10 protein-coding genes are annotated in these 13,825 nt (G+C 74.4%); 7 read left to right on the forward strand and 3 right to left on the reverse strand.

The annotated features are described in order from the left end of the window. Nucleotides 1-66: 66 nt before the first annotated feature. The gene (eccCa, locus tag ABZ738_RS00560; protein WP_357210130.1) at nt 67-4,011 is read right to left on the reverse strand and encodes a type VII secretion protein EccCa; all 3,945 of its coding nucleotides are present in this window, start codon (nt 4,009-4,011) and stop codon (nt 67-69) included. 101 nt (nt 4,012-4,112) lie between these two features. Here eccCa and eccD point away from each other — a divergent pair, with 101 nt between their 5' ends. After that, nucleotides 4,113-5,510, forward strand: coding sequence for a type VII secretion integral membrane protein EccD (gene eccD, locus ABZ738_RS00565; RefSeq protein ID WP_357210132.1), 1,398 nt, complete (start codon nt 4,113-4,115; stop codon nt 5,508-5,510). A 30-nt stretch (nt 5,511-5,540) separates the two neighbouring features. On the opposite strand, the gene ABZ738_RS00570 is transcribed toward eccD, so the two are convergent. Beyond that, on the reverse strand, nt 5,541-6,047 hold the full coding sequence (locus ABZ738_RS00570) for an inorganic diphosphatase (RefSeq protein ID WP_131055375.1): 507 nt from the start codon (nt 6,045-6,047) through the stop codon (nt 5,541-5,543). A gap of 604 nt (nt 6,048-6,651) precedes the next feature. Here ABZ738_RS00570 and dacB point away from each other — a divergent pair. The 4 genes from dacB to ABZ738_RS00590 all read left to right on the forward strand — a co-directional run bounded on the left by dacB (nt 6,652) and on the right by ABZ738_RS00590 (nt 11,854). Next, entirely contained in the window at nt 6,652-8,058 is a 1,407-nt protein-coding gene (gene dacB / locus ABZ738_RS00575) for a D-alanyl-D-alanine carboxypeptidase/D-alanyl-D-alanine-endopeptidase (protein WP_254877092.1), read from the forward strand. A gap of 66 nt (nt 8,059-8,124) precedes the next feature. Further along, entirely contained in the window at nt 8,125-9,192 is a 1,068-nt protein-coding gene (locus ABZ738_RS00580) for a zinc-dependent metalloprotease (protein ID WP_131056231.1), read from the forward strand. A gap of 2 nt (nt 9,193-9,194) precedes the next feature. Next, nucleotides 9,195-10,223: a tRNA lysidine(34) synthetase TilS gene (gene tilS, locus ABZ738_RS00585; RefSeq protein ID WP_357210135.1), complete on the forward strand. Its 1,029-nt coding sequence runs from the start codon at nt 9,195-9,197 to the stop codon at nt 10,221-10,223. Beyond that, nucleotides 10,220-11,854 carry a gamma-glutamyltransferase family protein gene (locus tag ABZ738_RS00590; RefSeq protein ID WP_357210137.1) on the forward strand — a complete coding sequence of 545 codons (1,635 nt, stop codon included), beginning with the start codon at nt 10,220-10,222 and terminating at the stop codon, nt 11,852-11,854. The genes tilS and ABZ738_RS00590 overlap by 4 nt, the downstream gene beginning before the upstream one ends. On the opposite strand, the gene ABZ738_RS00595 is transcribed toward ABZ738_RS00590, so the two are convergent. Further along, nucleotides 11,851-12,810: a helix-turn-helix domain-containing protein gene (locus ABZ738_RS00595; RefSeq protein WP_357210140.1), complete on the reverse strand. Its 960-nt coding sequence runs from the start codon at nt 12,808-12,810 to the stop codon at nt 11,851-11,853. The two genes, ABZ738_RS00590 and ABZ738_RS00595, sit on opposite strands and share 4 nt — an antisense overlap. 130 nt (nt 12,811-12,940) lie before the next feature. Between ABZ738_RS00595 and ABZ738_RS00600 the strand changes: the two genes are divergently transcribed. Beyond that, nucleotides 12,941-13,096 carry a hypothetical protein gene (locus ABZ738_RS00600; protein ID WP_161594957.1) on the forward strand — a complete coding sequence of 52 codons (156 nt, stop codon included), beginning with the start codon at nt 12,941-12,943 and terminating at the stop codon, nt 13,094-13,096. A gap of 99 nt (nt 13,097-13,195) precedes the next feature. Then, complete coding sequence (hpt, locus tag ABZ738_RS00605; protein WP_013736289.1) at nt 13,196-13,771, forward strand: hypoxanthine phosphoribosyltransferase; 576 nt, start codon at nt 13,196-13,198, stop codon at nt 13,769-13,771. The last annotated feature ends 54 nt before the right edge of the window (nt 13,772-13,825 follow it).

Consider the following 13,825-nt stretch of genomic DNA (forward strand, 5'->3'; position numbering starts at 1 on the left):
GGGACACATGACGATCGGAGATTACCGGTTCGCCTCCCCTTTACGGGACGTTCCGTGGACTCAACGTCACTGTGGCGGCAGGTATGCCAACTGCACCAGGCGGACACCCTCCCGCCGGGTGGACAGTCGACCGCGTCCGGGCGGCAGCGGGCCGGGCCGGACCGCACCCACCAACGCGCCCTCCTCGGGGCTGCCCGACATCACCAGGCCCGAGGTGGACAGTTCGCGCAGCCGCTGCACGACCGGCTCGTACTGGGCCCGGCCGGCACCGCCGCAGCGGCGGACCAGCACCAGGTGCAACCCGACGTCGCGGGCGTGCGGCAGGTGCTCCTCCAGCGCCCGCAGTGGGTTCGCCGGCCCGCTCGCCACCAGGTCGTAGTCGTCGACCAGCACGAACAGCTCCGGGCCGGTCCACCACGACCGGTCGCGCAACTGCGCCGGCCCGACCTCGGGACCGGGCGTACGGCCCTGCAGGTAACCGGCCGCGGACTCCACCAGGTCGGCGGTGTGCGCGGCGGCGGTGCCGTACCCGATCAGGTGCTCCGTCTCGATCGTGCCGAGCAGGCTGCGGCGGTAGTCGACCAGGATCACCCGCGCCTGCTCCGGGGTGAACCGGGTGACGATCGACTGGGCCAGCGCGCGGAGGAACGACGACTTGCCGCACTCGGCGTCGCCGTAGACCACGAAGTGCGGCTCGATGGCGAAGTCGAGCACCACCGGCCGCAGGTCCGCCTCGGCGATCCCGACCGGGATCCGCAACCCGGCGGTACCGGTCAGGTCGATCTCCGGGTAGGGCAGCACCGCCGGGAGCAGCCGTACCCGGGGTGCCGGCGGACCGGACCAGCTCTCCGCCGCCCGCCGCACCAGAGCGGCGGTGTCCGCGTCGGCGACCTGCGGCAGGGCGGTGAGGAAGTGCAGGCTCCCGGCGGTGATGCCGCGACCCGGCGTCCGCTCCGGTACGTCCGCCGCCGCCCGCCGGGCGATCACCGAATCCGACGGGTCACCGAGCCGCAACTCCAGTCGCGAACCGAAGAGGTCCCGGATGGCCGGTCGGAAGTCCAGCCAACGCACCGCCGTGGCCACCACGTGCACGCCGTAGGAGAGTCCCCGGGTGGCGAGGTCGGTGATCAGCGGCTCCAGGTCGTCGTACTCGCCGCGCAGCGTGGTCCAGCCGTCGACGACGAGGAAGACGTCTCCGAACCGGTCGGTGTCCGGCGCACCGGCGGCGGCCTGCTCGACACGCCGACGCCGCCAGACCGCCATGGACTCGACGCCGAGTTCGGCGAAGGCGCGCTCCCGGTCCGCCAGCAGGGTGGCCATCTCACCCACGGTGCGTCGCACGCCGGTCGGGTCGGCGCGACCGGTGATCCCACCGACGTGCGGCAGGTCGCGCAGCGCGGCCAATCCGCCGCCACCGAAGTCCAGACCGTAGACCTGCACCTCGGCAGGAGTGTGGGTGAGCGCCAGCGCGCAGATCAACGTCCGCAGCGCGGTGGACTTGCCGCTCTGCGTACCGCCGACCACGGCCACGTGCCCGGCGGCGCCGTCCAGGGCCAGCCAGAGCAGATCGCGCCGCTGCTCGTACGGCTTGTCGACGAGCGCCACCGGCACCTGCAACGCCCCGTGCAGCTCCGGATTGCCGGAGGTCAGCCCCCGGGAGGGGTGCACGGTCAACGGCCCGACCACCTCGTCCAGCCCCGGCGCGCCGTCCAACGGCGGCAACCACACCCGATGTGCCGGCGGCCCCTGGTCGGCGAGGCGCGTGATCAGCAGGTCCAGCAGGGTCTCCCGGCCCGGCTCCTCGTCCTCCTGGACGGGCGGGGCGGGCGGCTCCGGTTCGGGTGTGAAATGGGTGGAGAAGGTGAGCAGGCGCGGGCGCTCGGACCCGGCCGCACCGGCCGCCACAAGGCGTCGACGGACCGCCCCCGAGACGTACGCGGTCTTGAAACGCACCAGCGGCTCGGTGCCGGAGCGCAGGTAGCCGTGACCCGGCGAGCGGGGCAGCTCGTACGCGTCCGGCACGCCGAGCACCGTGCGCGACTCCAGCGACGAGAAGGTACGCAGACCGATCCGGTACGACAGGTGGGTGTCCAACCCGCGCAGCCGCCCCTCCTCCAACCGCTGGCTGGCCAGCAGCAGGTGCACCCCGAGGGACCGCCCCAACCGGCCGATCTGCACGAAGAGGTCGACGAAGTCGGGCTTGGCCGACAGCAGCTCGGAGAACTCGTCGCAGACCAGCAGCAGCGACGGCAGCGGGGCCAGCGCGGTGCCGGCCGCCCGGGCCCGCTCGTAGTCGCGCAGGCTGGCGAAGTTGCCGGCGCGACGCAGCAGCTCCTGCCGGCGTACCAACTCGCCGTTGATCGCGTCGACCATGCGGTCCACCAGCGGCAACGCGTCGGCCAGGTTGGTGATGACGGCGGCGGTGTGCGGCAGCCGGTCGAACGAGGCGAAGGTGGCCCCGCCCTTGAAGTCGACCAGGACGAAGTTGAGCTGCTCGGAGGAGTGCGTGGCGGCCAGCCCCACCACCAGGGTCCGTAGCAGCTCGGACTTGCCTGAGCCGGTGGCGCCGATCAGCAGCCCGTGCGGACCCATGCCGTCCTGCGCCGACTCCTTCAGGTCCAGCTCGACGGCGATACCGTCCACCCCGACGCCGATCGGCACCCGCAGCCGGTCACGGGGCGACCGGGGGGCCCAGCCCTGCTCGGTGCTGAAGCCCTCCGGGTCGCCGATGCCGAGCAGCTCCGGCAGGCCCGGCTCGGCACCGGTCGCGGCGTCCGGACCACGCACGGCGGCCGGGCGTAACGGGGCCAACCGGCGGGCCACCGCCTCGGCCTCGGCGATCCTGAGCGCATCGGCCGTGCCGACCTCGGCCGGCCCGTCCGCCGAGTGCGAGTGCAGCCGGCCGCCCCACACCTCCAACAGCAGGGCGAAGCGGTCCAGCAGGCGGGGCGGCGGGGAACTCAGGTCGATCAGGGTGACCGCGTCGATACCGCCGTCCCCGGCCAGCTCGGTGGCGCCGGTCAGGTCGCCGCCGTCGAGCACCACCACCAGATGCGGCCCGTCGGTGACCGGCCCGGCCGGGCTGAACCGGGACCGGCTGTCCAGCACCTCGTCGAGCAGCTTCTCCAGGTCCACCGCCGCGCTCGCGACCAGCCGGACCGGGCCGAGGGCGTCGACCCGGGACGGATGACCGGTGTGCGGCAACCACTTCACCCACTCCCAGGTCGCCCGCCGTTCCGGCCCGGCGCAGACCGCGATCAGCAGTTCGTCGGGGGAGTGGAAGACCGCGAGCTGGGTGAGCATCGCCCGGACCAGCGACTGCGCGGCCGGTGACCCGGCGGGACCGGCCGGCGCGGCCCGGACGAACACCCGGGCGAAGCTCCGCAGCGACACCGCCACCGGCAGCTCCGGCACCACCGAGTACGCGTCCAGGAAGCGGCGCAGCGCCCCGGCGGTCATCGGCTCCAACTCCTCCAACGGCCGGGTGACCGGTGGGACCAGCGGAGTCGCCAGCGTCTGCGGCCCGACGGCGACCCGCACCACGGTGAAGTCGGCATCGGTGGGACGACGTTCCCAGACCCGGTGGCTCTCCACCGTCGACCAGAGGCCCTGCGGATCCGGGTGCCGGTAACAGAGGCCGCTGCGCTGTCGTGCCGCGGTCTGCCGGACCTGCCGCCGCAACGTCGCCAGGTGTCGCAGGTACTCGCGTCGGGCGGCCATCATCTCGGACTTGCGGGGACTGCCCGAGGCGCTGCCCCACGAGGTGACCAGCATCGCCAGCGTGGAGAGGCCGAACATCGCGCCGACCACGTACGCGTACGCGCCGCCGCCCCGACCGAACATCATCGCCATCGCGACCGTACCGCCGAGCATCGGCAGCACCATCAGCATCTGCTGCCAGCGGCCACCGGTGACGGCCGGGATCTCCGGCGGGGCCTGCACCGGCACCTCGCCGACGGGGATCTCCGGTGCCGGACGTCGGGCCGCCCGCCGGACGACGACAGTGGACACTCGACCTCCCGACGACGCACGGTGACCCGAGCCTGGCTCATGGTAGGTAAAGTCCTTCCGTCCGCGCAGGCCCGCACCCCGCTCGATAGGGAGATCAGTCGATGACGATCGGGCTGGCCCGGGTCACCGTCAGCTCGCCGGTGCGCCGGGTCGACGTGGCCCTGCCCGAGCAGGTCCCGCTCGTCGAGCTGCTGCCCGAGGTGCTCCGGCACGCCGGTGTCGGGCTCGCCGACGACGGTGAACGGCACGGCGGCTGGCTGCTGCGGCGGGCCGACGGCAGCATGCTCGCCACCGGGCAGGCGTTGCTCGCCCAGGGCGTCCGTGACGGTGAGTTGCTGCACCTGGTGCCGGGCCGTGCCGAGTGGCCCGAACCCGAGTACGACGACGTGGTGGAGGCCATCGCCGACGGCGCACGACGGCGGGGTGCCGCCTGGTCACCCGAGGCCACCCGGGTCGCCGCGCTGGCCGGTGCCGGAGTGCCGCTCGGCGTCGGCCTGGTCGCCCTGCTCGCCACCGGCCCCGTCGACCGGGCCGTGTGGCCGGTGGCGACCCTGCTCGCGGTCCTGCTGGTGCTCGCCGGCACGGTGTTCTCGCGGGCCCGGGGCGACGGCGCGTCCGGTGCCGTCCTCGGCGGGTACGCGCTGCCGTACGCCGCCGTGGCCGGTGCCCTCGCGGTCAGCTCGGGCGACCCGGTCGGGCCGCTCGGTCCGCTGCGCTGGGTCGGCGCGGAGGAGGCGCTGGCCGGGGCGGTGGCGCTGCTGCTGGTGTCGGTGCTCGGGCTGCTCGGCGTGGCCACCCGGCAACGGGTCTTCGTGGCCGGGGTGGCGGTCGGTGCGGTCGGCGTCCCGGCTGCCCTCGGCGGCGTGCTGCTCGGCCCGGCCGGCGCGACGGCCGTCCTGCTCTGTGTGCTGGCCTTCGCGATCGGTGCGGTCCCGCTGCTGGCGATCCGGCTGGGCCGGGTGCCGCTGCCGCCGACCACCCTGCCGACCGGTGCCGACCACGACCTGGACCAGGCCCGTGACCTGCCCGATCGCGGCCGGGTGTACGCGGCGGTGGCGCGCACCGAGGAGATGCTCACCGGGATGCTGATCGGGCACGCGGTGCTGGGCGGCGTGGCCGGTCTGGTCCTCGCCGTCACCGGCGGCGTCACCGGTCGGCTGCTGGTCGGGGTGACCTCGACGGTGTTCCTGCTGCGCGCCCGGCTCTTCGCGGCGGTACGCCACCGGGTGCCGCCGGTGCTCGCGGGTCTGGCCGGGTACGCGGCCCTCGGCACGGTGCTCGCCGTCGACGCCGCGACCGGACCACTGATCCTGGCGGTCGGCGGCGTGCTGGTCGGCCTCGCGGTCGCGGCGGCCGGCACCGGTCACGCCCACCGGCCGGTCTCGCCGTACGTCGGGCGGCTCGCCGACCTCACCGACACCGCTCTGGTGATCTCCGTGGTGCCGATCGCCTGCGCGGTGCTCGGACTCTACGAACGGGCCCGGGGACTGCTCGGCTGAGCGGTCCGGCGGGCCCGTCGCGAGGCCGCGTCAGTGGATGGTCTCGCCACGCTCCTCGGCGTCCTTGGCCCGCTGGTAGGAGATCAGGATCTCGGCCTCGGCCTCGGTACGCCCCACCCAGGTCGCGCCCTCGACCGACTTGCCCGGCTCCAGGTCCTTGTAGACCTCGAAGAAGTGCTGGATCTCCAGCCGGTCGAACTCGCCGAGGTGGTGGATGTCGCGCAGGTGCTCCTGCCGGGGGTCCTCGTACGGCACGCAGAGGACCTTGTCGTCGCCGCCCTTCTCGTCCGTCATCCGGAACATGCCGATGGTGCGGCACCGGATCAGGCAGCCGGGGAAGGTGGGCTCGGGCACCAGCACCAGGGCGTCCAGGGGGTCGCCGTCCGCGCCGAGGGTGCCCTCGATGAAGCCGTAGTCGGCCGGGTACTGCGTGGAGGTGAAGAGCGTGCGGTCCAGCCGGATCCGGCCGGTCACGTGGTCCACCTCGTACTTGTTGCGGTGACCCTTGGGGATCTCAACCGTGACGTCGAAATCCATTCGCACGCTCCCTCGTTCGCCCACGCTGGCCTGACGGAACCGGCGACCAGCCCGGACGGGCGATTGCCCGCCCACCGAGTCCGGCCGCCGCATAGTCTTCGGACCGAAGTAGTGTCACCCAGGCCGGTTTCCGGTGGGGGAGGAGGGGGTCGTGGGGAGGGAAGATTCACACTACCGTCCGGAGGGTGCCGCCGAGGGCGGTCCCGCGACACCGTCGGTCACACCGGCGACCGGGCGTGTGGTGGTACCCGACGCGCACCTGCTCCGGACACCGTCACCGACATCCGCCGACCCCGCTCCGACGAGCCCGGCTCCCGGCCCGACCCCGCCGGCCACCGGCACCGCGTCCGTACCGCCGGGCACTGCCTCGGTGTCACCTGTGCCGTCCGGCAGCGCGTCCGTGCCGTCCGGCACCGCGTCCGGGCGGGTGAGCGTCCCGGGCGGTTCCGGGGCGGTCCCGGCCGCAGCGGCGTCCGGTGCCGCCGACGCGCCGGCCGGTCCGCAGGCGGACCCCGGCGCGGTGCCGCCGGGCCCACCCGGGAGCACCGCCGCGCCCGCCGACCAGGGGCCGCCTCCCGCGCCACCGTCCGCCGTCCGCCGCCGACTGCCGCTGGTGCTCGCCGCCGTGCTGGCGCTCGTGCTGGTCGGGGTGGGCGTGGCCGTGGTACGCCCCGGACCGGTCGGTCAGTGGCTGGGCGAGGACCCCGACACCTCGACGGTCGCCGGCTCACCGGAGCCCGCGCCGGTCGCGGTGCTGGCCGCCGCCGACGTCGGCGCGCCCGTGCCCAGCGCCGACGGGATGGGTGCGGTGCTCGACCCGCTGATCGGTGACCCCGCGCTCGGTGACCGGGTCCACCTCGCCGTGGCCGACGCCCTGACCGGGCAGTTGCTCTTCGACCGGGGCGGTGCCGAGGCCACCGTGCCGGCCTCGGTGACGAAGTTGCTGACCGCGGTCACCGTGCTGACCGCCCGGGGCCCCGGCTACCGGATCCCGACCCGGGTGGTGGCCGGCGCCCAGCCCGGTGAGGTGGTCGTCGTCGGTGGCGGGGATCCCACCCTGACCGCCGGTGCCAAGGGTTTCTACACCGGTGCCGCGAGCCTGGAGAATCTCGCCGAGCAGGTGCGTACCGCCCTGGGCGGCACCCCGCCGACCCGCGTCGTGGTCGACTCCTCGCTGTATCCCGGGCCGGTCTTCGGGCCGGGCTGGGACGACGACATCCCCACCGGCGGCTACGGCGGCGCGATCACCGCGCTGATGCTCGACGGCGCCCGCAAGGACCCCAAGGCGGGGCGGAGCTGGGCCGAGCGGGTACCCGAACCCGACCTCACCGCCGGACGGGCCTTCGCCAGGCTGCTCGGCGTACCGGCCGGTGCGGTGAGCAAGGGCACCGCCCCGGTGGCCCCGGTCGACGCGACCGGCGGCACCGAGCCCGGCGCGGAGCTGGGCGTGGTGCACTCGCCACCGCTGATCCGCCTGGTCGACGTCATGATCAGCGAGAGCGACAACATCGTGGCCGAGGCGCTGGCCCGTCAGGTCGCGCTGGCCCGCGGCCAGCCCGCGTCGTTCGCCGGTGCCGCCACGGCGATGGCCGAGATGGTGCCCGAACTCGGCCTGCCGGTGGACGGGTTGACGCTCGCCGACGGCAGCGGCCTGTCCCGGAAGAACCTGATCAGCCCCGCGCTGCTGACCGAGCTGCTGGCGCTCGCGGCCGGTCCGGACCGGCCCGAACTCGGCGGCATCTTCGGTGGGCTGCCGGTCGGCGGCTGGTCCGGCACGCTGCGCGACCGCTACGGTTCGGCACCGGGCACGGACGCCGGTATGGGGGTGGTCCGCGCCAAGACGGGCACGCTGACCCGGGTGCACGCGATCGCCGGTGTGGTGACCACCGTCGAGGGACGGTTGCTCACCTTCGCGGTGCTCACCGACCAGGTGTCGCCGGACGGCATGGAACCCGCCCGGGTGGCGCTGGACCGGATCGCCTCGGCGCTCGCCACCTGCGGTTGCCGCTGACCAGGACGGCCGGTGCGCCCGGCGCGATCCGGGGACGGGTGTCGCGGCGCGGGTACGGTGGGTGGCATGGCGCAGTTCGTGGACTGGGATCTGGCCGCCGCTACTGCGGGGGCGCTGGGCAAGTCGGGCCCCCGGGTGTCGTACGCCGAGGCCACCGAGGTGGTCGCCGAGCTGCGCCGGTTGACCGACGAGGCGGCCGGGCACGTGGCCGACTACACCGGGTTGACGTCGCAGGTGGCCCATCCGCCGGTGCGGGTGGTCGACCGGCGCGACTGGGCGGCGACCAACATCGCCGGCCTGCGCGAGGTGATCACTCCGCTCGTCGGCCGGCTCGCCGAGGACAAGCAGCCCGGCGCGTTCACCGAGGCGATCGGGTCGCGGGTCACCGGGGTCCAGGCGGGAACCGTGCTGGCGTACCTGTCCGGTCGGGTGCTCGGCCAGTACGAGGTCTTCTCCGCCGATCCGGGTCAGCTCCTGCTCGTCGCGCCGAACATCGTCGAGGTGGAGCGGAAGCTGGGCGCCGAGCCGCGTGACTTCCGGCTCTGGGTGTGCCTGCACGAGGTGACCCACCGGACGCAGTTCACCGCGGTGCCGTGGATGCGCGGGTACTTCCTGGGTGAGGTGCAGGCCTTCGTGGACGCCTCGCAGGGGGGTGAGCACCTCGCCGAGCGGCTGCGCCGGGGCGTGGGCACGCTCGCCGACGTGGTCCGTAACCCGGAGAGCCGGTCCAGCGTGCTGGACATCGTGCAGACCCCGGGGCAGCGCGCCGTGCTGGACCGGCTGACCGCGCTGATGACGCTGCTGGAAGGGCACGCCGAGTTCGTGATGGACGGCGTCGGGCCGCAGGTCATCCCGAGTGTCGAGCGGATCCGGGCCGGGTTCGACCGGCGCCGGGAGGCCGGCAACCCGGTGGAGAAGGCGGTCCGCCGCCTGATCGGCCTCGACGTCAAACTGCGGCAGTACGCGGAGGGCCGCAAGTTCGTCCACGCGGTGGTGGACCGGGTCGGGATGGCCGGCTTCAACCGGATCTTCGAGTCGCCGCTGACCCTGCCCCGCCTCTCCGAGCTGAGCGAACCGGACGCCTGGGTGGCCCGGGTGCACGGTCCGGTCGGGCCGAAGCCCCCCGCCGACTGAGCATGGCCTCACTCGCCCCGGCGGTCGCCGCGATCCGGGTCGCGGTCCGTCGTGCGCTGGCCGACCTGACGGGGCCTGGACCGGTGCTGGTGGCCTGCTCCGGCGGAGCCGACTCGCTCGCCCTGGCCGCCGCCGCCGCGTTCGTGGCGCCCCGGACGGATCGAGCCGCCGGACTGGTCACCGTCGACCACGGGTTGCAGCCCGGATCCGCCGAGCGGGCCGAGTCGGTCGCGGACTGGGCACGGCAGAACGGGCTGGCGCCGGTGGAGGTGGTCCGGGTGGAGGTCGCCGGCCGGCCCGGTGGCCCCGAGGCCGCCGCCCGCCAGGCGCGCTACCAGGCGCTGGTCGAGGTCGCCGGTCGGTACCGGGCGGCGGCGGTGCTCACCGGACACACCCGGGACGACCAGGCGGAGACGGTCCTGCTCGCGCTGGCCCGGGGTGCCGGGCCGCGTGGGCTGGCCGGGATGCCGGCGTACCGGGAACTGGCCGGGGTGCCGCTGCTCCGGCCGCTGCTGGAGACCGGTCGGGAACAGACCCGGGCGGCGTGCGCGGCGCTGGGCCTGACCCCGTGGGAGGACCCGCACAACACCGACCCCGCCTACGCCCGGTCCCGGGTACGGGCCGACGTGCTGCCCGCGCTGGTCGGGGCGCTCGGCCCGGCGGTGGTGGACAACCTCGCCCGGACCGCGCAGATGGTCGCGGCGGACAACGCGGTGTTGGACGGGTTGGCCGTCGAGGCGCTGACCGCCGCCCGGCACCCGGACGGCGGGCTGACCGTCAAGGCGCTGGCCGACCTCGCTCCCGCGCTGCGGGGCCGGGTACTCCGCGCCTGGGCGCACGAGATGGGCGCGTCGCCGGCCGCCCTGTCGCACCGGCACGTCGCCGCGCTGGACACGTTGATCACCGCCTGGCACGGGCAGGGCGCGGCGTACCTGCCCGGCGGATTGCGGGTCCGTCGGCATCGTGACCGCCTGCTGCCCGCAGACCCGACCGCCGCGCTCCCGACGGACGACGGCGAGGTCGACACGTGACGTACCCCCGCAGGCCGCTGTACGCCCCGCACGGCGCGGTGGCCACCAGCCATCCGCTGGCCACCGCGGCCGGGTTGGCGGTGCTGCGCCGAGGCGGCAACGCGGTCGACGCCGCCCTGGCCACCGCGATCACCCTGACCGTGGTGCAGCCGCCGTCGAACGACATCGGCGGTGACCTGTTCGCCATCGTCTGGGACGGCCAGCGGCTGCACGGGCTGAACGCCTCCGGTCGGTCACCGGCCGCGCTGAGCCGGGACGTGGTGCTGGCCGCCACCGACGGCCGGGGTGCCGAGCCCACCGACGCGCTGGGCGGGGCACAGGCCAGGGGACCGGCGATGCCGGCCCGTGGCTGGCTGCCGGTGACCGTGCCGGGCGTACCGGCCGGCTGGCGTGACCTGCACGACCGGTTCGGCTCGCTGCCCTTCGCCGACCTGTTCACCGACGCCGTCGGGTACGCCGAGCACGGTCACCCGGTCTCCACCGGCACCGCCACGGCCTGGGCCCGGGCGGTGGCCGGACACGCCGGTTCCACCGGCCCGGAGTACGCCGAGTTCGCCCGGGTCTTCGCCCCGGACGGGCGGGCACCCCGCCCCGGCGAACGGTGGCGCAACCCGGGCGCCGCCCGGACCCTGCGGCTGATCGCGCGCAGCGGGGCCGAGGAGTTCTACCGGGGACGGATCGCGGCGGCCCTGGCCGACCACGCGGCCCGGACCGGCGGGCTGCTCACCGGCGACGATCTGGCGGGGCACGCCTCCACCTGGGTCGACCCGGTGTCGGTCGGCTACCGGGACCACGAGGTGTGGGAGCTGCCGCCGAACGGGCAGGGCGTGGCCGCCCTGATCGCCCTGGGCGTCCTCCACGGGCTCGACCCGGCCGACCCGGCGTGGCGGCACCGGCAGATCGAGGCGGTCAAGCTCGGCTTCGCCGACGCGCACGCCCACGTCACCGACGCGGACCGGATGCGGCTGCCGGTCCAGGCGCTGCTCACTCCCGAGCACCTGGCGGCCCGCCGGTCCTCGATCAGCGGACACGCCGCCGATCCGGCCGCCGGGGTCCCGGAGCGCGGCGGAACGGTGTACCTCTGCGCGGCCGACGCCGACGGCATGATGGTGAGCCTGATCCAGTCCACCTACCTGGCCTTCGGCTCGCACGTGGTGCTGCCCGGACACGGCTTCGCCCTGCAGAACCGAGGTCTCGGCTTCCGCCTCGACCCCGACCACCCGAACGTGGTGGGCGCGGCGAAGCGGCCGTACCACACCATCATCCCCGGATTTCTGACCCGCGACGGTGCGCCGGTCGGGCCGTTCGGGGTCATGGGTGGGCACATGCAGCCCCAGGGACACGTGCAGCTGATCTCGTCGACCGTGGACGCCGGTCTCGACCCGCAGGCGGCGCTGGACGCCCCGCGTTGGTACTGGCACGCCGGCCGGTCCCTGCTGGTGGAGGAGCACCTGGCGGCCGGGCCGGGAGGGCCGGAACTCGTCGCCGACCTGCGCGCCCGGGGTCACCGGGTCACCGTCGCGGACGATCCGGGCGTCTTCGGGTACGGCCAGGCGATCTGGCGTCGCCCCGACGGCGGCTACGTCGCCGGCTCGGAGTCCCGGGTCGACGGCGCCGCCGGCGGTTTCTAGCCCGCCGGGGCGCGGTCGCGGAACGTGGTGCGGTAGGTGTGCGGGGTGGCGCCGACCCGGCGGGTGAAGTGGTGCCGCAGGGCGGCGGCGTCCCCGAAGCCGGCCTGCTCGGCGACCGCCTCCACCGACAGCCCGGTGTCCTCCAGCAGACGCCGGGCCAGCAGCACCCGCTGGCCGGTCAGCCAGTCGTGCGGGGTCGTGCCGGTCTCCGCGCGGAACCGGCGGGCGAAGGTCCGGGGCGCCATGCCCGCGCGGGCGGCCAACTCGTCGACGGTGAACTGCTGGTCGAGCCGTTCCATCAGCCACTCCAGCACCGGTTCCAGGGTGGGTGCCTCCGGTGCCTTCGGGATCGGCGCCTCGATGTACTGCGCCTGGCCGCCGTCGCGGTGCGGCGGCACCACCATCCGTCGGGCCAGCCGGGTGGCGACGGCCGAGCCGTGCTCCTGGCGTACCAGGTGCAGGCAGGCGTCGATGCCGGCGGCGGTGCCGGCGCTGGTGAGCAGCTGGCCGTCCTGCACGTAGAGCGAGTTGCAGCGGACCCGCGCACTCGGATTGCGGCGCTGCAACTCGTCGACGTGCCGCCAGTGCGTGGTGCACTCCCGGCCTTCGAGCAGCCCGGCCTCACCCAGCAGGTACGCACCGGTGCAGACGCTGAACAGGTGTGCCCCCCGGTCGGCGGCCCGCCGCAGCGCCTCGCGCACCTCGGCGGGCGCTTCGGTGCCGTGGTGCGCCGGCACGGCCACCAGGTCGGCCCGGTCGATCGAGTCGAGGTCGGCGGTGGGCACCAGGCCGAAACCCGCGGTGGTACGCACCGGTGCGCCCTGCGGGCTGCACAGGTCGAACCGGTAGCCGGGCAGGCCGTCGGCGGTGCGGTCGGTGCCGAAGACCTCGGCGAGCACGCCGACTTCGAACGGGGCGACGCCGTCCAGGGTGAGTACCGCGACCGAGCGGAGCATGTGACGAGGGTAACCCGGGGGGTGGCAGAAAATCGAGGGTGAGTGGCATTCCTGCCACTGTCCGGCGATCGGCGGGACCCGCAGACTGGTGTCAGCCCGGTGCGCCGGCTGCGAGATCACCAGAAACCAGATGAAAGCGAGCGCCGCCATGGGACTTCTCTTCTTCCTCGTGTTCTTCCTGCTCCTCGCTCTGCTCTCGGCCGTCGGGCTGACCGCGGACAGCCGTGACTCGGCCGACTGGAAGCCGTCCGACGGTGGCCACCGCTGGCGGTCCCACCCGTACTGATGCGGTTCGTGCCCTTCGTCGGAAAGATCCGGGCCGGGGTCGCCCCGAAAGAGGCGGCCCCGCCGACGGCGAACCCGGGGCGTACGGCAGGCTAGGACCATGGCTGACGGCTCCTGGTACGACGCCGACATCGACCACGTGATCATTTCGGAGGCGCAGATCCGCGAGAAGACCGCGGAACTGGCCAAGCAGGTCTCCGCGGACTACGCCCACGTCACCGACGGGCTGCTGCTCGTCTGCGTACTCAAGGGCGCGGTCATGTTCATGGCCGACTTCGCCCGGGCGCTGGGCCGCCAGGGCCCCCCCGCCGAGCTGGACTTCATGGCCATCTCCTCCTACGGCCAGGGCACCACCTCCTCCGGGGTGGTCCGGATCCTCAAGGACCTCGACCGGGACATCGCCGGCCGGCACGTCGTCGTCGTGGAGGACATCGTCGACTCCGGCCTGACCCTGTCCTGGCTGCTGCGCTACCTGGAGTCCCGGTCGGCGGCGAGCGTCGAGGTGGTCGCGCTGTTCCGCAAGCCGGACGCGGTCAAGGTGACGGTGCCGGTGAAGTACGTCGGCTTCGACATCCCGACCGAGTTCGTCGTCGGGTACGGCCTGGACTTCGGTGAGCGATACCGCGAGCTGCCGTACGTCGGCGTGCTCAAGCCGGAGGTGTACGCCCGCTCCTGACCTCGGTTCCGGCCGGGACGGCACCGAGGTCCGATGCCGCCGGTCCGGTCGACG

Origin of the sequence: Micromonospora sp. NPDC047793 (assembly GCF_040642635.1) — a bacterium.
Classification (GTDB): Bacteria; Actinomycetota; Actinomycetes; order Mycobacteriales; family Micromonosporaceae; genus Micromonospora.

Coding starts and splice junctions, on each gene's coding strand:
- ABZ738_RS00580 (WP_131056231.1), top strand. CDS start 8,125: ATGGCGCAGTTCGTGGACTGGGATCTGGCCGCCGCTACTGCGGGGGCG.
- tilS (WP_357210135.1), top strand. CDS start 9,195: ATGGCCTCACTCGCCCCGGCGGTCGCCGCGATCCGGGTCGCGGTCCGT.
- ABZ738_RS00595 (WP_357210140.1), bottom strand. CDS start 12,810: ATGCTCCGCTCGGTCGCGGTACTCACCCTGGACGGCGTCGCCCCGTTC.
- hpt (WP_013736289.1), top strand. CDS start 13,196: ATGGCTGACGGCTCCTGGTACGACGCCGACATCGACCACGTGATCATT.
- eccD (WP_357210132.1), top strand. CDS start 4,113: ATGACGATCGGGCTGGCCCGGGTCACCGTCAGCTCGCCGGTGCGCCGG.
- ABZ738_RS00570 (WP_131055375.1), bottom strand. CDS start 6,047: ATGGATTTCGACGTCACGGTTGAGATCCCCAAGGGTCACCGCAACAAG.
- ABZ738_RS00600 (WP_161594957.1), top strand. CDS start 12,941: ATGAAAGCGAGCGCCGCCATGGGACTTCTCTTCTTCCTCGTGTTCTTC.